The organism is Actinocrinis sp., assembly GCF_035946395.1.
Lineage (GTDB): Bacteria > Actinomycetota > Actinomycetes > Streptomycetales > Catenulisporaceae > Actinocrinis.
Genome location: NZ_DASYZI010000070.1, coordinates 1 through 23,361, shown reverse-complemented (window position 1 = coordinate 23,361; position 23,361 = coordinate 1). Strand labels below are relative to the sequence as shown.

Below are 23,361 nucleotides of genomic sequence, written 5' to 3'. Positions count from 1 at the left end.
CTTTCGGTGCGGGTAGCCGGCAGCGGCGGGGCGTGCACCGCGCGAACTTCGAAGCCTGCCTGCGCGAGCAGGGCGCGGTACTGATGCGCCGAGCGCTCGTAGCCTTCGAGCATGACGAGCGAAAGCAGGTCGATCGCGTTCAGGGCGCTCCCCGCGCCGTCCGCGCCATCGGCGCCGGTGGTGGCGTCCGACGCTTCGTCCGGATCCTCGATCAGGTACTCGAACACGAACAGCCGCGCATGCGGCGGCGCGGCCTCGCGCACCCTGCGCAGGATCTGCACGGCGGCGTCGTCGTTCCAGTTGTGCAGGACGCGGGAGAGCGTGTAGACGTCCGCGCCGGACGGGATCGCGCCCGAGTCGAAGAAGCTGGCCGCGGCGAACTCGATCCGGTCGGCGTGTCCTGACGAGGCCAGCCGGGCGCGCGCCCGCTCGATCGCGTCCGGCAGTTCGACCAGCACGCCGCGAGCCTCGCGGTGGCGGCTCAGCATCCTGGCGAGCAGCCCGCCGTCGCCGCCGCCGATGTCCACGACCGCGCGCGGCCGGCCGAGATCGCAGCGGGCGAACACGATCGGCACGGCCGCCGAGCCCATCGCGGTGGCGAACATCGCGGCGGCCTGTGGGCGGTCGCGCAGGTAGTCGTAGAACGGCTCGCCGTGGATCTTCTCGAAGGCGGGCCGGCCGGTACGCAGCGTGTGGAGGATCTCGCCGAAGGCCTCATGGACCTCCTCGCCGAACATGATCGCGGCCAGACGGCTCGATCCGCGCGTCTCGGAGCCCAGCAGCCTGCCGGTCGCAGTCAGCTCGAACGTGCCCGCAGCGATCTCGCGGAACAGTCCGGCGGCGGCCAGGGCACGCAGAGTGCGGTGCAGGGCGTGCCGGTCGGCACCGACCTTTTCGGCGAGCGCGTCGACGGTACTCGGACCGTCGGCAAGCGCGTCGGGCACGCCGAGCTTGGCGACCGCGTAGCAGGCCTGCGCGATCCAACCGCCGGTCAGGATGGAGAACATCGCGCGGCGCTCGGCACGGCCGGGCATGCCGGAACCGGAACCGGGTCCAGCACCAGGAACAGAGCCCGGAACAGAGCCAGGACCGGTGGCGAATCCGGAAGGGTCCGCGGTCATCGGCCGACGCTGCCGGCCGGCGGCGGGACGGCGTTGCCCAGACGCTCGCCTAGTCGCCGGATCGCGCCCGCAGCGGCGATGGCGTGCGCCCGGCGGGTGCCGTGACGGCCGTCGCCGCTGTACATGTCGCCGTCGGGCGTGGCGGGGTGGTCGGTGAAGTCGACGTGGATCGTGCCGAGGTCCGCGGCGATGCCGCGGCTGCGCGCGGAAAGATCGTGCAGACGCACGCGCAGGCCCGCGCGCAACTGCTCCGGCACGGCCGGCGAGTATGAGCCGTCGAACATGCTCACCGTGATCACTTCGGCGCCGAGCTTCAGGAACCGCGCGACGATCCCTCGCAGATCCTCCTCGACGGTGTCGGCGTCGTAGTTGCGGGACAGGGCGTCGGCGCCGCCGCAGGCGACCATGACGAGGTCGGGCGCGAATTCCCGGGCCGGGCCGAGTTGCGTGTCGCGGACCCGGGTGATGCGAGTGTCGCGGTGCCCGAAGTTGCGGTACGCGAATCCGGGTGCTGCGTTTCGGGGCGCTGGATTTTCGGGTCCGGGGCTTTCGGACGCCGTGTACTCGAACGCTGCGTACTCGGGCGCTGTGTATTCGGGTCCTGGGTCCTCAGGCCGCACAGCGTCTTCGAGTTCTGCGGCGATTCGGTCGATCCAGGGCTGGTCCGGATAGCCGGGGCTCGGTTCGCCGAGCCCCTCGGCGATGCTGTCGCCGATCGCGGCGAAGCGGCGCCATGGATGTCCGGCCAGCAGCACCGCGGCCTCCCCGGGACGCAGACAGTACGGATCGGCGGCCTCTCGCGGCCCGAGGGCGATCACCATGGCCTCCACCTTCCCCGCACCCGCAGCTCGTATACGTCGCGACCGTCAGTGCCAGCCCAACCAGGGTCAGCTCAACCGGCGTTGGCTCAATCGGCACTGACTCAACCGGCACTGACTCAACCGGCGCTGGCTCGGCCGGTGCCGACTCAGTCGGGCCAGCTCGGCGAGCGGCCGGTCATGGCGATCAACCGGTCCATCGGCGACGCGTCGTCGGTGACCGCGACCGTGGGCCGGAACTGCGCGCCGGGTTCGAGCCGCGACTCGCCCTCCGGGATCTGCTCGCCGACGGCCAGCGCCGCGGCGACCAGGTCGTCGTCGAACCGCGCCACGACGCCGAGGGAACGTGCGACGTCCCAGCCGTGCACGACGTAGTCCAGCAGGTGGAAGCTGATCGCGGTCGGCGCGGGGAAACGCACCGTCTCGTGGATCTCCGGCAGCCAGAACCGGCGGCCGAGCAGCCCCTCCTCGCGGAACGCCGTGGTCACCTCGTGCACAGCCTGCGCGTACTGCGCCGCCGGATCGTCGCCGATCGGCCGGTCGTCCCAGACCGTGCGGTCCTTCTCCTCGCCGCGCGCAGCCGCCGCGAAGCCGTAGTGCTGGCCGATCATGTGCGCGAGCAACGCGCGCAGGTCCCACTCGGAGCAGGGGGTCGGCGATCCCAGCTGGTCGGGCTTGAGCCCGGCCACGATGGAGACGGTCGTCTCCAGGGTGCGGCGGCTCAGTTCTCGGATGTCGGCCACGGTGCGGCGGCTCCCGTCTCGGGCTGCGGTGCGATGGTCACAAGTAAGTGCTACACGAGCACTTCCGGACGATTACCGCCGGATAATTTCAGTACCATTGAGCACTAGTGGACTACTGCTGCACGAAGCTACTGCAATTCGGCCGATATGACGTGCCGAGCGCGCAGCGCCTTCTTGTCCACCTTCCCCATCCCGGTCAGCGGAAGGGTGTCGACGAACTCAACGGTTCGCGGCGCCTGGTAGTCGCTCAGCTCCTCGGTGACCAGCGCGCGCAGCTCGGCTTCAGTCACGGTCGCGTCCAGCGTGGTGACGACATACGCGTACACCGCCTCGCCGATCTCCGCGTCGGGAACGCCGATCACCGAGGCGAGCCGCACCTGCGGGTGCGAGGCGAGCGCGTCCTCGACCGGCTTGCTGAACACGTTGAGCGCGCCGAGCCCGGTGACGATCATGTCCTTCGAACGGTCGACGAGATAGAGGAAGCCGTCGGAGTCCAGGTAGCCGAGGTCGCCGGTGCGCAGCCAGCCGTCGACGAGCGTCTCACCGGTCAGCTCCGGATCGTCCCAGTACCCTGACATCACGAGCGAGCCGGCCGTCCACACCTCGCCGATCTCGCCCGCCGGCAGCGGCGCCCCGTGCTCGCCGCGTATCTCGACCCGGGAATCGGCGAAGACGTACCCGCAGGAACGAAGCCGCTCGGGGTGCTCGGGATCGAGGGGCACGCCGCGGTACTCGGTGATGAACGACGCCTCGCTGAGCCCGTAGGTCATGCGCATTCTCGGGCCGAAGCGCTCGACCGCCTGCCGCAGCCTGGTCGGGAAGACCGGCCCGCCGCCTACGTTGAGCAGCAGCAGGCTGCTGAGATCGGCGGTCTCGGTGGCGGGATGGTCGAGCAGGTTGTACAGCTGGACCGGCGTCACCAGGGTGCTCATGATCCGCTCCTGCTCGATCACCTCAAGCAGCGTCGCGGGGTCCATGGGGTTGCGCAGCACGACCACGCCGCCGGTGAACAGCATCAGCAGGTTCGTCATCTGACCGCTGACGTGCTGGAAACCGGTGACCGCCAGGTGCCGCAGCGCCGGGGCGCCGCTGGCCAGCCACGCCGCGCCGATCGCCAGCAGCGCGAGGAAGAAGCGGTGCTCGTGCAGCACCAGCTTCGGGCTGCCGGTGGTGCCGCCGGTGTAGAAGACGGACTGCGGCGCCGTGACGACGTCGGCCGTCAGCGCCGTGATCTCGGCGGAGCCGTCGACGAGCAGTGCCGCCATGCCCATGGCGTCCGTGGGCAGCGGTTCGAGCAGATCGGGCCCGAGGCCGTCGGCGCCGAGACAGAACACGGTCCCGTCCGGGCACAGCTTCGCCAGTTCGGCGCCGCGCTCGGCGTAGAACATGGTGTCGTAGATGAAGTAGTCGGTCTTGGCCCGCGCGAGGTAGTCGTGCTGCTCGCGGATCGGCGTGTATCCGGCGATCCACACGGTCCGGCAGCCGAGCAGGTGCGCGGCGAACTGCACCGTCATCGTCTCGGGCCGGTTGCCGGCCAGGATCGCGATCGCCGCTCCGGCCGGGATTCCGCGCCGACGCAGCACGGCGGCGAGCGCGAGGGTTTCGCGGCACAGGTCCGCGTAGGTCATGCTGCGCTCGGGTGAAACGATCGCCTCGCGCTCGCCGTATTCGGCGAAACGGTCGAGCGCCGTGAGGACGTAGTTGGCCTGCTTTGCGCGCGGATCATCCACGAGTGCTGTTTTACCAGACCGCGCGCACGCGTCAACCCGCCGACACGCCGCCCGGTCCGGGGCTGCCCGCCGGTCCGAACAGAAGACTGAGGTTGTGGCCGCCGAACGCGAAGGAGTTCGACAACGCGGCGCGTACCGGGCCCGGCCGCGCCGAGCCGCGCACGTGATCGAGGTCGCAGGCCGGATCGGGATCGTCGAGGTTGACCGTCGGCGGCAGCACGCCGCGCGCGACGGACAGCACCGTGGCTGCCGCCTCCAGCGCGCCGCTGGCCCCGAGCAGGTGTCCGGTGGCGCCCTTGATCGAGCTGACTGCTGGTTGGCGCGTGCCGAAGACGGCGTGCAGTGCGACGGTCTCGGCGACGTCGCCGAGCTTCGTGCCGGTGCCGTGCGCGTTGACGTAGTCGACGTCTGACGGCTCCAGACCTGCGTCCTCCAGCGCCAGGCGCATGCAGTCGGCGGCGCCTTCGCCGTCAGGACGCGGGGCGGTCGGATGGTACGCGTCGGTGGAGGCACCCCAGCCGAGCAGGTCCGCGTAGCCGGACGCGCCACGGGCGGCCGCGTGCTCGGCCCGTTCGACGACGAGCACCGCAGCGCCCTCGCCGAGCACGAAACCGTTGCGGCGCCTGTCGAACGGACGGCTGGCCGCCGCCGGATCGTCCCAGCCCTCTGACAGCGCCCGCGCGTTGTCGAAGGCTGACGCGATCGTCGGGTGCAGCGGGGACTCCGCGGCACCGCAGACCACGACGTCGGCCTGGCCGCCGCGGATCAGCCGCAGCCCCTCGGCGATCGACTGCGCTCCGGCCGAGCATGCGGTAGTGATCGCCGAGGAGTAGCCGCGGATGCCGTATTTGATCGCGATCCGCGCGGCGGCCATGTTCGTCAGCATCCCGGGAAGCAGATACGGCGTGACCCCGGGCCTGCCGCGCTCAAGCCTGCGATGCGACTGCTGCTCGAAGGTCTCCAGGCCGCCGCCGCCGGTCGAGACCACCACGGACACCCGGCGCGGATCAACGTCCTGACCGACGACGATCCCCGCGTCGGTCAGCGCATCGTCGGCGGCGGCGAGTGCGAGCAGCAGGAACCGGTCGACGCCGCGGCCTTCTCTCGGCGGCAGCACCTCGCGGGCGTCGATCGGCGGGGCGATCCCGGCCGACGCGAGCCAGCCGGCCGCCGGATGGTCGCCTTCCGGGCGGACCAGCCCTCTGCGGCCGGACACCAGCGCGTCGAAGAACTCGTCGAGCTTTCGGCCCAGTGGACTGACCACACCGATCCCGGTGACCGTCACCGCGGCCTGACGCCGGGCGCTGCGATTCACATCGTCGGCGGTCACAGTGTCAACAGCCACATTGCCAGCAGTCACAGCGTCCGGATTGACGGGGCGGGGGGCCACAGCGCTCATCTCGCGCTCTGCGAATCGAGATGCCGTTGGCGCAGCAGGTACTTGCGCACCTTGCCCGTCGGTCCCAGCGGCAGCGAATCGTCGTCCACGACGACCACGTCGCGCAGGGTGGCGAGCACGTGCTCGTCGAGTGCGGCGCGGACCTCCTTGCCGTAATCGCGGCCGCGGTCGGCCCCGGCACGCAGCTGCACGAGGACGTCGGTGACAACCTGCTGATCGTCGCGCACCGCGACGACCGTACAGTCCAGGATTGCCGGGCAGTCGGCGAGGATGCGCTCTTCGGTCATCGCGGTGTAGAGGCGTTTGCCGTTGCCGAGGTCGACGGAGTCGACCAGGCGGTCCATGTGGTAGTAGTAACCCTCTTCGTCCCGGTACATCAGGTCACCGGTCATGAAAAAACCGCGCACCCGCGTGCGATACGTGGTCACCGAGTCATTCCAGTACCCCAACGCCAACGTCGGCGACTTCGTCCCCAACTCACCCACCTGCCCCGCACCCAACGGCTCACCCTCAGGATCCAACACCGCACAATCCACGAACGTGTGCGGCTTACCCACACAACGTCCATACCGATTACTGTCGACAGTGTGCGTGATGAAAAAGTGCGAATGACCCATCTCCGTCGAACCCAGACCGTCGATGAACACTGATCCGGGTCGGCGCACGCGTCCCTCCGGCGTGGCGAACACCCGGCTGCCGACCGCGACGAGCCGGCGGATGTGCGCCTCGTGCGCGCAGTCGCCGGTGTTCCACCACAGACTCACCGAGTCCAGGTCGCGTGCGGCCAGGTCGCGCCCGGCCAGGTCGGCCCAGGTCGAGGCGAAGCCGAACACGCCATGCGGCTTCCACTGCTCGATCGCGTCCAGCACGGCGGGGCCGGTCTGGTCGGACAGGTGCACGACCTGCGCGTTGAAGCTGAGCGCCTGGTTGACCGCGATGAGCGTGGCGGCGTGCGGCGAGGGCAGGGCACTGAGAATCCGGTCGGCTCCCTGCGCGAGCGGAAGGGACAGGCGATGCTTGACCGCCGCGTACAGGCTGGCGTGCGAGTGCACGACCGCCTTCGGCATACCGGTCGTGCCCGAGGAGTGCGTGATCGCCACCGGATCGCCGGACCAGTGCCGGTACGGCGCGGGTGCGGCGTCGGGATCGGCGCCGACGCCGAGTTCCGCCGGATCGGACAGCAACGGCACGTCGTAGTCGCGGCCGTCGAGCGCGGCGCGGTGCACGGCGTCCGCGATCAGCCCGACGGCTTTCAGGCGGCTGATGTAGAGCGCTGCCTTCTCGCCGTCGACGTTCGGGTTGACCAGCGCCGGGATCGCGCCGAGGCGGGCGAGCGCGAGGAAACTCAGGATATTGTCGGCCGCCGCCGTCACGTACACGGCGACCGGGTCGCGCGGGCGAACGCCCATGCCGTGCAGCGCGGCGGCCCTGGCCCGCACCGCGCGGTCGAGTTCGCGCACGGTCAGCGGCTGCCACGCGGCGTGGCCGTCCACCGGCGTGTCGAAGGTGACCTTCGGCTCGTCAAGGCCCAGGCCGAGCCGGATGCGGGTGGTCAGGACGTTCCCGGCGCCCACGTCCGGGTCGGCCGCCAGCAGTGCGCGGATGTTGGTCGGGCTCATCGTGTGCTTCCTTCCGGCCGATCATCTGTGCGGGTTCCCCGAATCCCCGTGTCGTGCGCGTGCTGGGCTCGGCGTCAGGGCCGGCGGTCGACGAGCACCGCCTCGGCCCGGTCGCCTTCGCCGGGTCTGGCGCCCTGCTCGGCGGCGATGAGGAGGACCTCGTCGGCGTCCCCGTCCCGAAGCAGCCAGTCGGCTTCGGTGAGCGCGTCGGCGGTGATCCCGCCGGCGCTGTCCGGCGGCGGACTGACGCACACCACCGGTCCCGTCAGCCGTCTGCGAGCCGCGATGTGGCCCAGGACGGCGTTCGGATTGGACTGGAAGAACAGCAGCGGGGGCACCCGCCGGCCGGATCGCACGGCTTCGGCGATGGCCTGGGCGGTCGCCCGGTCCCCGCCGACGCTGGCCAGGAGCAGCGCGGTGCGCGCGGGGGCAGCCGCGTCATCGAACCCAGTGTCATTGAACCCAGCGCCATCGAGCGCCGTGCCGTCGAGCGCCGTGCCACTGAATCCTGTGTCATCGAACTGCGCGTCGTCGAGCCGCCTGTCATCGGTCCCTGATCCTGTCGGCTCTCGTCGGACGTTCGCCGCGGGCCGTGTGGTTCGGCGGCGCAGGCAGCGGTCGGCGACCTCGGCGACCAGCGGGTTGAACGACGAGACGATGAACCCTGGTATCGGCGGAAGCGTGTCGTCCTCGGTCTCCGGCCATCGCGCGTATGACAGCACTCGCAGACCGAGGCTGCTCGGTATCACGATCGGCCACACGTCCGTCTCGATCACGCCGCACCCACCAACAGCGCCGTGTTGGCGCCTCCGAAGGCCGAGTTGACGCTCAGCGCGTAGCCGGTGTCCGCCGGGCGCGGCCCGTCCAACACCAGATCGAGCCGGCAGTCCTCATCTGGGCCCAAGTACCCGGCATTGACCGGCAGAATCCTGTCACGCAGCGCGAGTACGGTGACCGCGAACTCCAGCAGCGCCGAGGCCTCCAGGGCGTGACCGTGCACTGACTTTGTCGAGCTCACCGCAGGCAGGCCGGGTCCGTCGCCGAAGACCCGCCGCAGCGCGGCCGCCTCCGCGCCGTCGCCCAGCTGCGACCCGCTCGCGTTCGCGTTCACGTAGCCGACCTGCGCTGGTCCGACTCCGGCGCGGCCGAGCGCGTCCTCGATCGCGCGGGCCAGTCCGGAGCCGTCCGGGATCGGCCGGCAGACGTGATAAGCGTCCCCGGAGCGTCCCCAGCCGGCCACCGTGGCCAGGACGTCCGCGTCCCGCTTGCGTGCGCTCGCGGTGGATTCGAGCACGACGGCGACCACGGCGTCGCCGAGCAGCAGTCCGTCGCGGCCCCGACTGAACGGCCGCGGCCGGCCGCCGCGTGTCAGCGCTCGACCGGCGTCGAAGACCGCGAACATGTCCGGCTCGACCAGGTAACCCGCCGCGACCACCACGCGCTCGGCGGCCCCGGACCCGATCAGCGAGGCGGCGTGCGCGACCGCGGTGCTTCCCGCGACGCAGGCGCAGGTGTAGGTCCGGGTGATGCCGGCCAGGCCGCAGCGTTGCGAAATCCCCTGCGCGACCCGCGCGGCGACCGGCGCCGTCTGCGGATCGGCGTGCAGACCCAGCAGCAGCGGCACGTCGGCAGCGTCCCGCGGTCGCAGACCGGACTGCCGACAGGCGTCCTCGATCACTGAGATCAGCTCGTCGGCCAGCCGCGGATCTCCCGGCAGCGCCGCGGCGTGCACCGTCGCCCGGCGGGTGACATCGAACCGTGAGACCGGCGCGAATCCCGGCCGTCCCGCGGCGACCGCCTCGGCCAGCGGCCGGGTGCCCCTCCCGAAGGCGGATACGGCGCCGAGCCCGGTGACGGCGACCGGCGCGACAGACCCCCCTGTCTCGGTCACGTCAGTACGCTTCCGGCTTCGCCTCGCCTAACACGGCCCCCAGTACGGTCACGGCGTCCTCGACGGTGCGGATCCCCGCCAACTGCTCGTCGGTCAGGTCGAGCACCACCGAGTATTGCTGTTCGACCTCTGCGATAAGCCAGGTGAGCTCCAGCGAGCCGACCACGTCGTCGACCGCCTCGGGGGCCCGGTCGCCGAACGCGGCGAGCATCCCGATCACGGTCGTGCGGTCCAGCGCCGCGCCGGGCGCGCCGGCCTGCCGGGTCACGGGCAGCTCCGTCACAGCGCGCTGCCGACGGCCGTGCCGTTCATCCGCGAGTCCACCTCGGCGGTGAACTCGTCGATGGTCATCAGGGCCGTGCTCTCCATGTCGTCGAGCTCGAACTTGACCCCGTACTCCTCCTCGACCTGCACGGCGAGATCCGCCAGGGCGAGCGACTCGAGGTCGAGCCCGGCCGGTCCGAGCACGGTCTGCCCGGTGACGTCGGAGACGTCGTAGTTCATCTCGCGCAGCGCGGCGATGATGAAGTCGCGGATCTGGTCGCGCATCTGTTCTCCTAGGAGCGTGTCGAAGCTCTCGGTTGCTGCGGTGGCCGGCGGGACGCCGCTAGTGGAGGTCCGGATCGGCCGCGCCGCCGGGGACGAGCGCGCGCGGTCTGCCGAACTGGTGCTCGGCCTGGCCGCCGGGCTGGCGCCGCCGCCTCCCGGACGGCTGCGGCTCGGCCACGAGGCGGACGGCCGGCCCGTCGTGCGCGGCGCCGCGGTCCACGTCAGCGTGAGTCACGGCCGCGGCGTCCTCGCCGCAGCCGCCAGCACGGACTTCCCGGTCGGCGTGGACGTCGAGGCCGTGCGCCGGATCCCGGTGCGGAACCTGGCCCGGCGCTGGCTGCGCGCCGCCGAGGCGGAGTGGATCGAGCGCCGCGAACCGGACGAGCGGATCGTCGCCTTCCTGTGGCTGTGGACGCAGAAGGAGGCGCTCGGCAAGGCCCGCGGCCTGGGTCTGGCCGGTGGTGCGGGGCTCTCGCGTGCAGTATGGCTGCCGGAGAGCTGGCCGCCAAGTGGCAGAGACCTGATGGGAGAGCGGGGGGTGGCCTGGCTCGGCCCGGTTCCCGGCGATGCGCGACTCGCGGTGGCCGCTGGGTTCGCCGACGGCGTGGTGTTCGCGGCGGCGGCTCAGGGTGCGAACGCCGTCGGCGCGATCGTGCGCACCGGCCCGGCGGACCTGGACGGCGCGCATGGACGGGGCGGGCAGCGGGGTCAAGTCGCCGACACCGCCTGATTGGTCCCGTTATGCCCGGCTCCGGTCGGCCCGGTCTCAGTGGGCTGCGGTCCAGCGCCCTGCGCGCCCGCCGCCGCACGCTCGGCGGCCTTGCGAAGCGCCGCCGCGTCCCGCAGCACCTTGCCGGTGGACGTGCGCGGCAGCTCCGGCAGGACCCGGATATGGCGCGGCATCTTGAACGAGGCGACCTGCTTGGCCAGGTCGGCGCGCACGTCGTCGCCGGTGGCCCCGTCGAGCGTCACGTACGCCTCGATCGCCCCGGCGTCGAAGACGATGACCGCCCCGGTCACGCCGGGCAGAGTGCCGAGGGTCTGCTCGACCTCCGTCAGGTCGACCTTGAGCCCGCCGATCGAGACCTGCGAATCGCGCCGTCCCAGGATCGTGACACGCCCGGTGCCCGGGTCCAGCCGCGCGGCGTCCCGGGTGTGCAGCCAGCCGTCCGACCAGCGCGCCGCGTCCATCAGGCCGAGGTACGGCGGTTCGGGCATCCGGATGTGCAGCTCGCCGTCCTGCTCGCGCAGCTCCAGGCCGTCGGTCGGGGTGAGCTCGGGGCGCAGCGTCCCGGTCAGGTCGGTGGCGATGACTCCGAGCTCTGTCATGCCGTACATCGAGCCGAGCGGGACGCCGTAGCGGGCGTCGAAGGCCTCGGGCAGCCCGGGCCGGGTCAGCTCGCCCGCGACGACCATCCGGACGAACGACGGCAGCGCCGGCGGATCGTTCGCCCCGGCCAGCAGTTCGGCATGGAAGGGCACGCCGATCACGGTCGTCGGCGCGTCCCCGGCGCCGATCGCGGCGAGGATCCCGGCGGCGGTCAGCCGCTCGGGCAGCACCAGTTCGCAGCCCGCGTGCAGCGCCTGGAGCAGCCCGCCGACCAGGCCGAGGACGTGCACCACCGAGGAGAGCAGCACGATGCGATGGCCGCGGCGCGGGAACTCGGGCAGCGCGGCGTAGCGGTCGAGCTCGAACGAGAGGTCGTCGGCCGTGCGCGCGATCACCTTGGACGGCCCGGTCGAACCGGAGCTCAGCTGGATCAGCGCGTGCGGCGTCTGCGCGCCGGTACCGGCCGGCCGGGCCACGGCCCGCGTCTCGACCGCGGCGAAGCCGCGCAGCGCGGTGCTCGCCGGGGCGGCCGCCTCGACCAGGACCTGCGGAGCGAGCCGTTCGAGCGCGCGGTCCACCTCGGCCTGGGTCAGCCGGTGGTCCAGCAGGCTGACCTGCGCGCCGATCCGCCAGGCGGCCAGCAGTGCGGAGACGAACCCGAGCGAGGGCGGCAGCAGCAGTGTCGCGGTCCCGCCGGCGGTCAGGCCCGCGTCGGCCAGGGCCTGCTCCTGTCGCGCGACCAGCGCGCGCAGCGCGCCGCGGTCGATGCGCTCGGCCAAGTGGAGTGCGGGCTCGTTTTCGCCGCCGGCCAACAGCACGGAATCGACCCAACCGGGCGCCGGGCCGAGGACGGTGGGGCGGTCGGAAGCAGCAGTCAACAGAACCCCGGATATCGGACGACTAAGGGCATTGGGTTGATGTGCAGTGATACCGTCACGCGAGGCAGACGCTGTCACATCCGTTGCTTCCGGTCAAGGGTTCCGCTTGCGGTCCAGACCAATTTGGAAAAGGGTCTGGACCAATCCGGAGGACCGGCCATCGGTTGCCCTGCGGCTTCACCTGAATGGCAATAGGTTTCGCGGCACGTGATGAACTTCCGATGGTGGTTTAGGTTGCGCGGACGGCCACGAAAATTTCGCGGGCGTGTGCGAATTCTGAGAAGGAGATCATCGATGGCGCCAGAGCTCGAATTCCCTGGTTGGGACTGGGAGGATCCTGATACGCTCGCCGGCGCGCTGGACGGATTCAGCGAGGGGCTGGCGCGCTGCGACTCGCTCAAGGCGGTGGACGGGCCGTGGCCGCGCACCCGGGAGCAGCTCGCCGCGCTCGGCGTCACCGGGATCGAGTTCGCCGCGTTCCGCACCGAGCACCCTTCCGGTCTCGGGACCGATCTGGCACCGCTGCACACCGGGGACGAGACGACCGAACCCGGACGGATCTACCGGGTCGACGGCGGGAGCCTGTTCACCCAGCTGGACATCGGCGATCCGCTGCCCTTCGACGACGGCTCCGTGGACTGGGTGTACGCCGAGCACCTGATCGAGCACGTCCCGCTGCCGGTCGCGATCCGCTGGCTGGCCGAGGCACGCCGGATCCTCGCCCCCGGCGGCCTGCTGCGCGTCACCACCCCGGACCTGGCCGGATACGTGGAGGGCTACCGCGCCCAGGAGGTCCGCGGCGGGTTCTTCGCCAGGCACCGCAGGCGGCTGAGGATGATGCGGGTCGGCCCGCCGATGCCGGAGCGCAGGGCCTTCATGCTCAACCAGATCTTCTACTTCTACGGCCACCGCTGGATCTACGACCTCGACGAACTGCGGCACGCGGTGTCAGAGGCCGGATTCGCCCCTGGCGCACTGCGCGAGTGCGCGTTCCGCGAGGGTTCGCGGCAGGATGTGGCCGATCTGGACACCACGTTCCGCAATGACGAGACCATCTACGTCGAGGTGAACGCCTGATGCCGCTGCACCCGGAAGTCGAGGCCATGCGCGCTCGGAAGGCGCGCGAGGGCACCGCGCCCCTGTACACCCTCTCGTTGGCCGAGGCCCGCGCCGCGGACCTGGCCGACATCCAGGCCGCCAGCGGCACCGGGGAGCCGGTGGCGGCGGTGGCCGACCGGACGATCCCCGGCCCCGGCGGCAGGCTGCGTATCCGGATATACGAACCCGATCATGGTCGTGGACGGCCCGCGCTGGTGTACTTCTTCGGTGGCGGCTGGACGCTGGGCAACCTTGAGACCTGCGACGCGATCTGCCGGGCGCTGACCAACGCGTCGGGCTGCGTGACGGTGTCGGTCGAGTACCGGCTGGCCCCGGAGAATCCGTTCCCCGCGGCGGTCGAGGACTGCCGTGCGGGCGTGGCGTGGGTGGCCGGGCACGCGGCGCAGCTGGGCATCGACCCGGACCGGCTGGCCGTGGGCGGCGACAGCGCCGGCGGGAACCTCGCGGCCGCGGTCAGCCTGCTGGCCCGGGACGGGGGCGGCCCGGCGCTGCGCCACCAGCTGCTGGTGTATCCGAACACCGATTGCGCCTGGGATCCGCAGGCGCTGCGCGCCCACGAGGACCCGCTGCTGTTCAACCGCTTCTCGGTGCAGTGGTACTGGGGCCACTACCTGGCCGAGGAGAAGGATGGTCTCAGTGCGCTGGCTTCCCCGCTGCGGGCCGAGAGCCTGGCCGGGCTGCCGGACGCCACCGTGATCACCGCCGAGTACGATCCGCTGCGCGACCAGGGCGAGGCGTACGCGCGGCGGCTGAGTGAATCAGGGGTCGCGGTCGAGCTGCGGCGCTACGACGGCATGGCGCACGGGTTCTTCGCCATGTTCGGCGCGTTCACCCTCGGCCGTGAGGCCATCGACTACGCCGCCGCGCGCCTGGCCGCCGGCCTCGCGTAGCCGATACCTGGCATACCCGGCCGAGCGCTGCACGGACGCAGCGCTGGGCCTTTGCGTTGTCCGGCGCCGCTCAGCTGACCCGGCTGGAGAACAGCCTGGCCGACCAGGTGACCGCGGCGGTCGTCAGTACGACCATGATGATCAGGCCGATCCAGATCGTGTTGTCGCTCGCATTGCCCTGGAACAAAGCCCGCATTCCGGCCACGGCCCAGTAGAACGGGTTCCACAGGGCGGTGTCACGCAGCCACAGCGGGGCCAGAACGATCGGCAGCAGCACTCCCGACAGCAGCGCGACCGGTTGCGAGACCGTGTTGACCAGCGGCCCGAGCGCCCCGTCGTTGCGCACCGCCATCGTCATCGCGTACGCGATCGCCGCGGACATCAGGGACATGAGGGTGAACAGGATGAACGCCAGCAGCAGGTAGCCCGGATTGACGGTCAGCCCGAATATCAGGGCGATGATCACTGTCACCACCGCCTGCGCCAGCAGCGTGGTGGTCTCGCGCAGCGCCCGGCCGAGCAGCAGTGCCAGCCGGCTGACCGGGGTGACCCGGAAGCGTTCGATCACGCCCATGCGCAGCTCGCCGAGCAGTGGGAAGCCGGCCGCCAGGCCGCCGAAGATGGCCAGCGCCGCGAGCAGCCCCGGCACGTAGATCCGGTACGCGTCGTGGTAGCTGGTGGCGCCCATCGGGGTGAGCGCGACCTTGAGCAGCGGGGCGAACAGCAGCAGGTAGACGAACGGCTGCACCAGGCCGATGACCAGCCAGGACGGGGTGCGGATCACGATCAGCAGCTGGCGCTGGTAGACCAGCCAGGTGTCGCGCAGGATCTTCACGGGAGCTCTCCGCTTGAAAGTTTCAGTTTCAGGGGTCTGAAATGGTTGCGCCGCGCACTCGGTCGCGGTCGCGGGTCAGCCCTGGGCGATGGTGCGCCCGGTCTTGGTCAGGAACACGTCGTCGAGGCTCGGCCGCTGCAACTGGACCAGTTCAGGCTCGATGCCCGCGCTCTCCAGCGTGCGCAGGATCAGCGGGATGGCCGTCGCGCCGTTCTCGGCGTAAACGCGCAGCGAGTCCTCGGAGGGCGACTCGACCTTGCGCACGAAGGGCTGGTCGGCCAGCGCCTTCTGCGCCGTACCGGCCTGTCCCGGCGTCGTGCCCTCCTTCGCCACCGTGCCGCCGAGCCCGACGATGACCACGTCCCCGGAGATCTCCCGCTTGAGGTCCTCCGGCGTGCCCTCGGCCACGATCTCGCCGTGGTCGATGATCGCGATGCGGTCGCAGAGCGAGTCGGCCTCTTCGAGGTAGTGGGTGGTGACGAACACCGTCATCCCCTCCTCGCGCAGCCGGCGCACCTCCCGCCACAGCCCGGCGCGGCTGTGCGGGTCGAGGCCGACGGTCGGCTCGTCGAGGAACAGGCACTTGGGGCGGTGGATCACGCCCAGCGCGATGTCGAGCCGGCGGCGCTGCCCCCCGGAGTACGTCATGCTCTTGCGATCCGCGTACTCGGTGAGGTCGAAGGCCTGGATCATGGCCTTGGCCCGCTCGACGGCCTCTGACTTGCCGATCCCGTATGAGCGCGCCTGGACGACCAACTCCTCGCGCGCGGTGAGCGCCACGTCCGTGCCGCCGCTCTGCGCGACGTAGCCGATGCGCTCGCGCACCGCGGCCGGGTCCTTGAGCAGGTCGGCGCCGAAGACGGTGGCCTGCCCGCCGTCCGGGGGCAGCAGCGTGGCCAGCATGCGCAGCGTGGTGGTCTTGCCGGCCCCGTTCGGGCCGAGGAAGCCGAAGATCTCGCCCTGGCCGACCGTCAGGTCGACGCCCTTCACCGCCTCGACGCTGGTCGTCTGGCGGCGCTTGCGGGTCTGGAAGGTCTTACGCAGACCTCTGGTCTCGATCAACCGTGGCTCCTGGTTCGCTGGGGCTGGTGTCCGGGGCGGGGCGGTGGGCGGGCGGTGACGCTGATGACTGTGCTGATAACGGTGTCGGCGGCGGTGCCGATGACGACGACCCGGCGGCGCCGGCGGCGGTGCGGGCGAGCGCCTCCAGCCGGTCGGCCGCGGCGCGCGCGCCACCGCCGGCGGCGAATGCCTCGCTGACGCGGCCGGCCGCGTCGCGGTACGACGGTTCGCCGAGGACCGTCTCGATCGCCCCGCGCAGGGCCGCGGCGTCCGCGCGTTCGAACGAGACGCGCAGCCCCGCTCCGGCGGCGGCGACCTGGCCGGCGGTGACCGGCTGGTCGTGCCGGATCGGAGCCAGGACCACGGGGACGCGGTGCGCGAGCGCCTCGCACACCGTGTTCATACCACCATGGCAGACCACTGTGTCCAGCGCACCGCGCTCCAGCAGTTCCAGGATCGGCGCCCAGGAGACCCGCAGCACGTTCGGCGGGACGCCGTCAGGCAGCGCGTCCGGCGCGGCGATCACGATGCCCTGCGCCTCGTCGGCGAGCTCGCCGAGCGCCGCCACCGCCCTCGGGTAGAAGCCCCCTGCGACGTCTGCGGCGAGCGTGCCCATCGTCACCAGCACGCGCCGCCGGCCCGGCTCAAGCCGGTCCCAGGGGAAGGGCTCGCGCCCGGGTGCGGCGGCCTGCGCGGAGCGGTCCGCCAGCACCGGCCCGACCAGCGCGTAGTGCTCGGGAAAGGGCAGCGGGCCGGTCAGCGCCCTGCTGGTGAGGGCCAGCACCAGGTGCGGCGAGAAGCGCGGATCGGTGAACTCATCCGGCGGCAGCCTGGCCGCGTTCCACAGGGTGCGAAGGTGTCCGCGCATCCACTCCTCGACCGGTGGGAAGGCGCGCAGCGGCCGGGTCAGCTCCATCGACGAGGTCGCCAGGGTCGCCCACGGGACGCCGTGCCGGTACGCGGTGAACGCCCCGGCCGGCGTGTGCTCGTCCGAGACGACCACGTCGGGCTGATATGCGAGCACTGCCTTGTCCACCGCCTTCGCGGTGAACTTGGCGTACGGCACGATGAACTGCTCCCACAGGGACCTGATCGCCGCGTGGCCGCGCGCCGCCTGCTCGCGCAGCAGCTTCGACCCGGTCGGGAACAGCTGCGCGTCCGGCCCGAGCAGCGGCCGCAGGAACAGCTCCGAACCGGCCCACGCCACCTCGTGGCCGCGCTCGGCCAGCGCCCGGCCGAGTCCGGCGGTCGGATTGACGTGCCCGGCCAGCGGCGGCGAGACGAACAGGAAGCGGCTCACCGCCGGATGCCCGCGGTGCGCGGGGTGGAAGAGCGGGGGACGCCCGGCTCGCCGGGCGCCGCGGCCCGGGGCACTGCCTCCGTCACGCGTAAGACCCCTTAGGTTAGCGTCCTGATGGTTCCGTGTCTTGTGGTGCGCGCGGGACGGCGGCATACTACAGCTCGCCGGGCAACTGGAGTAGACCAGTGGTTGAGAAGGACCGTCGTCTGGGGGGAAGCGTGACCGCACTGGAGGCGGTGGCCGTCCACCTGCCGCCGCAGTCCCTGCCGATCGAACAGGTGGTGGCGGACCTCGGTCTCGAACCGAGGCAGGCGACGCTGCTGCGCCGGTTCCACGGTCTCGACCGGGTGCGGTTCGATCCGGACGGCACGCTCTACGACCTGCTGCTCGGCGCGGCCCGCGCACTGGAGTCGCTGCGCGGCCGGGAGGCGCGGGTCAGGTACGTCCTGCACGCACGCAGCGTGACGCAGGTCCCGTATCCGCTCAACCCCCTGCACGAGGTCTGCCGTGAGCTCGGGCTCGAACACGCGCTCGCGTTCACCGTGACGCACCATGCCTGCGCGTCCAGCCTGTTGGCCGTGGACGTCGCGGGCAGGCTGTTGGCGGCGGACGGCGACCCGGACGCGCTGGCGCTGATCCTGGCCGGAGAGAAGGCGTTCACCCGGGACGCCCGGCTGGTGCCGGGGACCTCGCTGTTCGGCGAGAGTTCGGCCGCCGCCCTGGTGCGTGGGGGAGAAGGAAGTGATCGTGTACTGTCGTATTCGGCCGTGTTGCGCGGCGAGTTCGACGGCAGGCTGGCCGAGGACCCGGACCTCCTGCAACGGTACCAGCGCGCCTATCCGGAGCTGCTGGCCGAGGCCGTGGTGGCGGCGCTCGAAGCCGCGAAGACCGACCTCGGGCAGATCAGCCTGATCCTGCCGCACAACGTGAACCGGATCTCCTGGCGTACGCTCTGCAAACGGATCGGGTTCCCGGTCGAGCGGGTGCTGCTGGACAACGTGCCCGAACTCGGCCACGGCTTCGCCGCGGACGCCTTCATCAACCACCGCACCGCCACCGACCGCGGACTGCTGCGACCGGGCGACCGCTACCTGGTGGCCGCCGCCGGGGTCGGTGCCGCCTTCTCGGCGATGGTGCTGGAGCATTAGCCTGAAGTACGTGGCGCACGGAGCGTGCGTTAGTCCCTGATTCAGCGTCCTGCTGAAACTTGCGTCATCTCGTCCTAACGAGCGGGAGGGGACCGGCACCATGGAGCAAGTGATCGAGCAAGAGAGCACCGGCCGGGATGAGGGCGTGCCGCGCGCCCGGGTCGTCGAGAGCATCAATCTGCTGCTTCCGCGGGTGCTCAAGCGGGAGCTGCCGGCCCAGTCCGAGGAGGTGTGCCTCTTCGACGAGCTGGGCCTGACCTCGGCCAGCACGCTGGCGCTGATCCTCGAACTCGAAGAGGAGCTCGACATCCAGATCGAGGTCGAGGAGATCGGCCAGGACGACCTGCGCTCGCTCGGCACGCTGGCCGACTACGTGTCGACCCACGCGATCACGGAGGACTGATTCCCGTGCCCGGCGCCGCTGCGCCGGAGCGTTGCGCGACGGCGGCGTACCCGCGCATCGGCCGGGTCGCCGCCCGCCGGTTCGCCGGTCGCTCCGAGCTGTCCGTCGACCCGGACCTGCGGGTCTATCTCAGTGACCTGGTGCGCCCGTACGGGGTCGCGCTGCGCGAGGATCTGCTCGAACGCGGCGTGGGCCACACGTACGGCGAGATGGCCGAGGAGCTGATCCGCGAGACCGTGCCCGAGGACGGGCCGGTCGACCTGCTCATCCTCGCCTACGCGGTGCACGACGTGCGGCCCGGCCGCTCGACCGCGCTCTACCTGGGCGAGGTCTGCCCGGGCAGGCCGATGGCGTTCACGGTGTGCGACCAGGGGATCGCGGGGCCGTACACGGCTGTGCGCCTCGCGTCCGAGTACCTGCGCACCGGCGACCGCGTGCGAGCCCTGATCATCGTCGCGGAACAGGCCGCGCTGCATTACGAGCCGCCGACGCGGCCTGACACACCCGTCACGCTGCCGGATGAGCACAGCGCGGTCGCAGTGCTCTTCGAGGGTGTCGGCGCGACCGGGCTGTCGGCAGTACGCGAACACGCCGGGATCGCGCCGGGTGAGGTTCCGGAACTGCTCGTCGCGCAGGTATCCGAACTTGCCGCCGGGATCGATCGTGGCCGGCGTGTCCTGGTACTCGGCGGCGGATTGTCGAAGGCCGACGCCGAAGGCCTCGGCATCGATCGCATCGTCGCCGCTCCGGCCGGGCGGCCATGCACAGGGGTCTGGCACGAACTCGCGCAGGGCCACGCGCAGTGGTCCGAGCACGGCGACTTCGTGATCCTGGCGGACTACGATCGCCAGTTGCGGACGCTGTGCCTCTGCGCGATCGAGACAGGCGGCGCGTCGTGATGAACGTCTCTCTCGTGGAAACGCCTCCCATAGGCACTTCTGTCATGGACGCAGCCTTCGTAAACACGGTCACAGACACGCTCATAGACACGGTGGATGTCTGGCTCGTCCCGACAGATCAGCCACCGGCGGTGCTCGCCGAACTCGCCGCGCTCCTCGACGACGAGGAACGCCGACGCGCCGTCACGCACCGCAGTGCCGTCCAGCGCGCGCGGTTCGTCGCAGCGCACGGTGCGGCACGGCGTATCGTCGCCGGGCACCTCGGGCTGGAAGCCCGGTTCGCCTGGCGGCGTGGCGAGCACGGCAAGCCGGAACCGGACACGGATCGGCTCGGCGGCGGCGCGGGCAGGGCGCGGATCAGCATCTCGCACTGCGCGGAGGCGGCCCTCGTCGCCATCACGCAGCCGGGATCCCCGCCGGCGCGCGAAGCCGGGCCCGACGTCGCCAATGCCATGGCGCAGTCGCAGGTCCCGCCGCCGCGCGAGGTCGGGATCGACGTCGAGCGGCTGGCCTCCGACCAGGAGGCGATCCGGCTCGCGGCCCGCTTCTTCCCGCCTGACCAGGCCGGATATGTGGCCTCGTCGCGCGAGCGCGGCGGCCCGGCCGGCCGATTCATGACGCTCTGGTGCCGCAAGGAGGCCTGCGTGAAGGCGCTCGGCGGCCGCTTGGTCCAGGGCCTCGGGCTGCCCGTGCAGGGCGAGGCCCCGCTCGTGGTGCAGATTCCGCCCGGCACCGGACAGCCCGCCGAGTGGTACCGGGTGAGCGACGTGCCCGCGCCAATGCACTTCCGCGCGGCCGTGGCGCTCAAAGGCGCGGCGCCGTACGTGCTGCGCCGCCACGTGTGGTCCGCCGATGGCGCCGAAACCGCCGCGCCGGCGTCCCCGCGTGACTCCCACGACTGATCACGACTGATACCGTGTCCGATTATCCGAGGGTGGAGATAGTGTCCGAGATCACCGACGCTCCGGCGACTGCGCTGACCACGGAAGCTCCCGGCGTGCTGCTGTACCCGGAGGCGTTCGAGCGCATCGTGGCGATGCTGCGCGCGGGGATCACCCGGCTCGCCGCCGACGAGCCGGCCCCGTTCACCCGGCTCGCCGTCCCGCCGGTCATCTCGCGGCGCACGATCGAGCGCGCCGGATACGTGACCTCGTTCCCCCACCTGCTCGGGACCGTGCACAGCTACGCCGGAGACGCCAAACGCTGGGGCAGGCTGGCACCGCTGGCCGAGGAGGGCGGCGCGTGGCATGCGGACCAGGAGATCAGTGATCTGGTCCTGCTGCCCGCCGCCTGCTATCCGACCTATGCGACGCTCGCCGGCCGCGACCTGGACGCCCCGGCCCGCTTCCACGTCGAAGCGCACTGCTTCCGGCAGGAGGCGACCAGCGAGCCGGGGCGGCTGCGCACCTTCCGCATGGTCGAACTGGTGACCGCGGGCGACGAAGAGCACTGCGTCGCCTGGCGCGACCGCTGGCTCGCGCGGGTCGCGCAGTGGCTGGAGTCGATGTCGCTCAAGGTCGCCATCGAGGAGGCCGACGACCCCTTCTTCGGGGTGGGCAGGAAGCTGTACCAGGCCGCGCAGCGGATGCAGAAACTCAAGTTCGAGCTGCGCGTGCCGGTGGACGGCGACCAGGTCCAGGCGATCGCCTCGGCCAACTACCACAAGGACCACTTCGGGGAGGCGTTCGGCTTCACCGCGGGCGGCGCGGCCGGGCAGACCGCGTGCACCGCGTTCGGCATCGAACGCATCGCGTTCGCGCTGATCAATGTGCACGGGCCGCAGCCGGACCGCTGGCCCGCGGCGCTGTGGCGCTGAGCCGACCCCGCGCCGACCGTCGCGGCGGTCGCCGAACGAAAGGCGGACACGAGGTGACCGAAACCCGTCTCATCACCGTGAGATACACCGGGCAGGGCGCGGGCGAGGGCCCGCTGACGCTCGGGCAGGACAACATGATCCGCTGCATCCTGCACGACGAGCCGATGGAGATCAACAAGCACGCGCTCTGGCCGGTGCCCGAGGGCGTCGACCTCGACACCGCGCTCGGTGCCCTGCGCACGTTGGCTGAGCGGCACGAGGCGCTGCGCACCCGCTACCCCGGCCCGCGAGACCGCCAGCCGACAACGCAGGTGGTGCACGCCGAGGGGGAGTTCGACGTCGCGATCGTCGAACTCGGCCCCGGTGAGGACCCTGACGAGGTCGCCGAGGAGGCGGGGCGCCGCTTCCGCGCCATGCGCTTCGACCTGGCCGAGCACTTCCCGTTGCGATTCACCCTGGTGACCGAGGACGGCCGGCCGGCGCGTCTCAGTGTCGTGGTCTGCCACGCCGCCGCCGACGGCGCCGCGACCGCGCTGCTGATCGGCGAGTGGTACGAGCTGGCTTCGGGCCGCGCCCTCGACCCGGTGGCCGGTCCGACGCCGCGCGAACTGGCCGTGCTGGAGCGCTCCACATCCGGGGCACGCCGGACGAAGGCCTCGCTGCGGCACTGGGAAAAGATCCTGATGCACGGTCCGCAGGCGGTCTTCGCGGACGGCGGCGTCGGCCCCTCCGCCGGGCGGTTGCACACGCTGATCGTGCGCTCGGTCTCCGCGGCCGAGGCGTTGCAGGCCACTGCCGAGCGCACCGCCGCCAGCCCGTCCGCGATCATGCTCGCGGCCTACACCGCGCTGGTCGCGCACCGGGCCGACCAGCCGAAGGTCGTCGTCGCGGCGCTCTCGTCAAACCGGCACCGGCCCGGCCTCGAACAGTACGTCGGCACGCTCGCTCAGGACGCGCTGATGTGCCTCGACGCCGACGCCGCGGACTTCGACCGGCTGATCGCCGCCGCCGGTACCGCCGGTCTGACAGGGTACTGGCACAGCACCTTCGACTCGGAGGCGATCTGGAGCCTGATCGACGAGACCGCGTACCGGCGCGGCGCCCGGTTCGCCCGCCACGTGGTGCTCAACGACCTGAGCACCACCGTGCCCGAGGCCGCCACGAGGAACCGGCCGGACCCGCCGGCCGACCCGGACCTGGCCTGGCTGCCCGCCGAGTACATCCCGGTGCGGCTCATGCTGAACATCTGGCGGCTGCGCGACTGCGTCGAACTGTCGCTGAGCACTGATCCGCAGCTGTTCGGCCGGGACGACACCGAGCGTTTCGCACGCGGGATGCTGAGCCTGCTGCGCGAATCCGCGACGCGCGCGGTACCGCTGGCCGAGCTTGGCGAGTTGACCGGGATCGAGCGCGTGCGGCGCGAGGGCGGCCAGTGGCACCGCATCGAGGACTCGTGGATCGACCTGCACGCGGTGAGCCATCTGCTGGACGCGGCGTTGGACAAGCGGCCGAGTCTGGTCGAGGTCGGCGACGGCCGGCTGGTCGCCCGGATCGTGCAGGACGGCCGGCCGATCACGCCCGGGGAGGCGCACCGCGCGGTGATGGATGTCCTGTTCAGCCAGCCCAAGACGACCGGGGCGCTGGACGATCCGCCGTGGGCCGAGAACAGCGGGGTCAGCGGTGCGCTGTCCGGCTGGGAGACCGCGTGCGCTCCGCACGAGTACGTGATCCACGACGACAGCCCCCTGATCCCAGACGATCCCGCGTCCTGGTCGGGGCTGCCCGTCGTCGCCCGGGGTGACGGTCGTGAC

The 23,361-nt window shown here is 71.5% G+C and carries 23 protein-coding genes; 9 read left to right on the top strand and 14 right to left on the bottom strand.

What is annotated here, in order from left to right; all coding sequences use genetic code 11:
• From VGS97_RS04925 to VGS97_RS04880, 10 genes are all read right to left on the bottom strand, one after another.
• On the bottom strand, positions 1–1,034 hold a 1,034-nt coding region (locus VGS97_RS04925), incomplete at its 3' end, for a methyltransferase (protein WP_326851989.1).
• 83 nt (positions 1,035–1,117) lie between these two features.
• On the bottom strand, positions 1,118–1,942 hold the full coding sequence (locus VGS97_RS04920) for an SGNH/GDSL hydrolase family protein (protein ID WP_326851988.1): 825 nt from the start codon (positions 1,940–1,942) through the stop codon (positions 1,118–1,120).
• A gap of 146 nt (positions 1,943–2,088) precedes the next feature.
• On the bottom strand, positions 2,089–2,682 hold the full coding sequence (locus VGS97_RS04915) for a TIGR03086 family metal-binding protein (RefSeq protein WP_326851987.1): 594 nt from the start codon (positions 2,680–2,682) through the stop codon (positions 2,089–2,091).
• 128 nt (positions 2,683–2,810) lie between these two features.
• Entirely contained in the window at positions 2,811–4,412 is a 1,602-nt protein-coding gene (locus VGS97_RS04910) for an AMP-binding protein (RefSeq protein ID WP_326851986.1), read from the bottom strand.
• Between the two features lie 31 nt (positions 4,413–4,443).
• A complete protein-coding gene (locus VGS97_RS04905; protein ID WP_349261984.1) occupies positions 4,444–5,697 on the bottom strand; it encodes a beta-ketoacyl-[acyl-carrier-protein] synthase family protein in 1,254 nt (417 codons plus the stop codon).
• A gap of 110 nt (positions 5,698–5,807) precedes the next feature.
• On the bottom strand, positions 5,808–7,430 hold the full coding sequence (locus VGS97_RS04900; protein WP_326851984.1) for a long-chain fatty acid--CoA ligase: 1,623 nt from the start codon (positions 7,428–7,430) through the stop codon (positions 5,808–5,810).
• A 74-nt stretch (positions 7,431–7,504) separates the two neighbouring features.
• Positions 7,505–8,206, bottom strand: a complete 702-nt coding sequence (locus VGS97_RS04895) for a hypothetical protein (protein WP_326851983.1) — start codon at positions 8,204–8,206, stop codon at positions 7,505–7,507.
• On the bottom strand, positions 8,203–9,321 hold the full coding sequence (locus tag VGS97_RS04890; RefSeq protein WP_326851982.1) for a beta-ketoacyl-[acyl-carrier-protein] synthase family protein: 1,119 nt from the start codon (positions 9,319–9,321) through the stop codon (positions 8,203–8,205). Before VGS97_RS04890 ends, VGS97_RS04895 begins: the two co-directional genes overlap by 4 nt.
• A gap of 1 nt (position 9,322) precedes the next feature.
• Entirely contained in the window at positions 9,323–9,589 is a 267-nt protein-coding gene (locus VGS97_RS04885) for a hypothetical protein (RefSeq protein WP_326851981.1), read from the bottom strand.
• Between the two features lie 11 nt (positions 9,590–9,600).
• Entirely contained in the window at positions 9,601–9,870 is a 270-nt protein-coding gene (locus tag VGS97_RS04880; RefSeq protein ID WP_326851980.1) for an acyl carrier protein, read from the bottom strand.
• 16 nt (positions 9,871–9,886) lie between these two features.
• On the opposite strand from VGS97_RS04880, the gene VGS97_RS04875 reads away from it, so the two are divergent.
• Positions 9,887–10,600 carry a 4'-phosphopantetheinyl transferase family protein gene (locus VGS97_RS04875; protein WP_326851979.1) on the top strand — a complete coding sequence of 238 codons (714 nt, stop codon included), beginning with the start codon at positions 9,887–9,889 and terminating at the stop codon, positions 10,598–10,600.
• On the opposite strand, the gene VGS97_RS04870 is transcribed toward VGS97_RS04875, so the two are convergent.
• Positions 10,579–12,078 (bottom strand): class I adenylate-forming enzyme family protein, encoded by a 1,500-nt coding sequence (locus tag VGS97_RS04870; RefSeq protein ID WP_326851978.1) that lies wholly within the window; start codon positions 12,076–12,078, stop codon positions 10,579–10,581. The two genes, VGS97_RS04875 and VGS97_RS04870, sit on opposite strands and share 22 nt — an antisense overlap.
• 294 nt (positions 12,079–12,372) lie before the next feature.
• Between VGS97_RS04870 and VGS97_RS04865 the strand changes: the two genes are divergently transcribed.
• Both VGS97_RS04865 and VGS97_RS04860 read left to right on the top strand, forming a co-directional pair.
• Positions 12,373–13,155 (top strand): class I SAM-dependent methyltransferase, encoded by a 783-nt coding sequence (locus VGS97_RS04865; RefSeq protein ID WP_326851977.1) that lies wholly within the window; start codon positions 12,373–12,375, stop codon positions 13,153–13,155.
• Positions 13,155–14,087 carry an alpha/beta hydrolase gene (locus VGS97_RS04860; RefSeq protein WP_326851976.1) on the top strand — a complete coding sequence of 311 codons (933 nt, stop codon included), beginning with the start codon at positions 13,155–13,157 and terminating at the stop codon, positions 14,085–14,087. Before VGS97_RS04865 ends, VGS97_RS04860 begins: the two co-directional genes overlap by 1 nt.
• Before the next feature lie 70 nt (positions 14,088–14,157).
• Here VGS97_RS04860 and VGS97_RS04855 read toward each other — a convergent pair whose 3' ends face one another.
• From VGS97_RS04855 to VGS97_RS04845, 3 genes are all read right to left on the bottom strand, one after another.
• The gene (locus VGS97_RS04855) at positions 14,158–14,922 is read right to left on the bottom strand and encodes an ABC transporter permease (RefSeq protein ID WP_326851975.1); all 765 of its coding nucleotides are present in this window, start codon (positions 14,920–14,922) and stop codon (positions 14,158–14,160) included.
• 75 nt (positions 14,923–14,997) lie between these two features.
• Positions 14,998–15,984, bottom strand: a complete 987-nt coding sequence (locus VGS97_RS04850; RefSeq protein WP_326851974.1) for an ATP-binding cassette domain-containing protein — start codon at positions 15,982–15,984, stop codon at positions 14,998–15,000.
• The gene (locus VGS97_RS04845) at positions 15,959–17,284 is read right to left on the bottom strand and encodes a glycosyltransferase (RefSeq protein ID WP_326851973.1); all 1,326 of its coding nucleotides are present in this window, start codon (positions 17,282–17,284) and stop codon (positions 15,959–15,961) included. Before VGS97_RS04845 ends, VGS97_RS04850 begins: the two co-directional genes overlap by 26 nt.
• Before the next feature lie 218 nt (positions 17,285–17,502).
• Here VGS97_RS04845 and VGS97_RS04840 point away from each other — a divergent pair, with 218 nt between their 5' ends.
• The 6 genes from VGS97_RS04840 to VGS97_RS04815 all read left to right on the top strand — a co-directional run.
• Complete coding sequence (locus VGS97_RS04840; RefSeq protein ID WP_326851972.1) at positions 17,503–18,432, top strand: 3-oxoacyl-[acyl-carrier-protein] synthase III C-terminal domain-containing protein; 930 nt, start codon at positions 17,503–17,505, stop codon at positions 18,430–18,432.
• A 100-nt stretch (positions 18,433–18,532) separates the two neighbouring features.
• Entirely contained in the window at positions 18,533–18,835 is a 303-nt protein-coding gene (locus VGS97_RS04835; protein WP_414641645.1) for a phosphopantetheine-binding protein, read from the top strand.
• A 5-nt stretch (positions 18,836–18,840) separates the two neighbouring features.
• Entirely contained in the window at positions 18,841–19,734 is an 894-nt protein-coding gene (locus VGS97_RS04830; protein ID WP_326851970.1) for a hypothetical protein, read from the top strand.
• Between the two features lie 44 nt (positions 19,735–19,778).
• Positions 19,779–20,636 carry a 4'-phosphopantetheinyl transferase family protein gene (locus VGS97_RS04825; protein WP_326851969.1) on the top strand — a complete coding sequence of 286 codons (858 nt, stop codon included), beginning with the start codon at positions 19,779–19,781 and terminating at the stop codon, positions 20,634–20,636.
• 41 nt (positions 20,637–20,677) lie between these two features.
• Complete coding sequence (locus VGS97_RS04820) at positions 20,678–21,550, top strand: hypothetical protein (protein ID WP_326851968.1); 873 nt, start codon at positions 20,678–20,680, stop codon at positions 21,548–21,550.
• A 53-nt stretch (positions 21,551–21,603) separates the two neighbouring features.
• The coding region (locus tag VGS97_RS04815) for a condensation domain-containing protein (RefSeq protein WP_326851967.1) at positions 21,604–23,361 on the top strand (1,758 nt) is incomplete at its 3' end.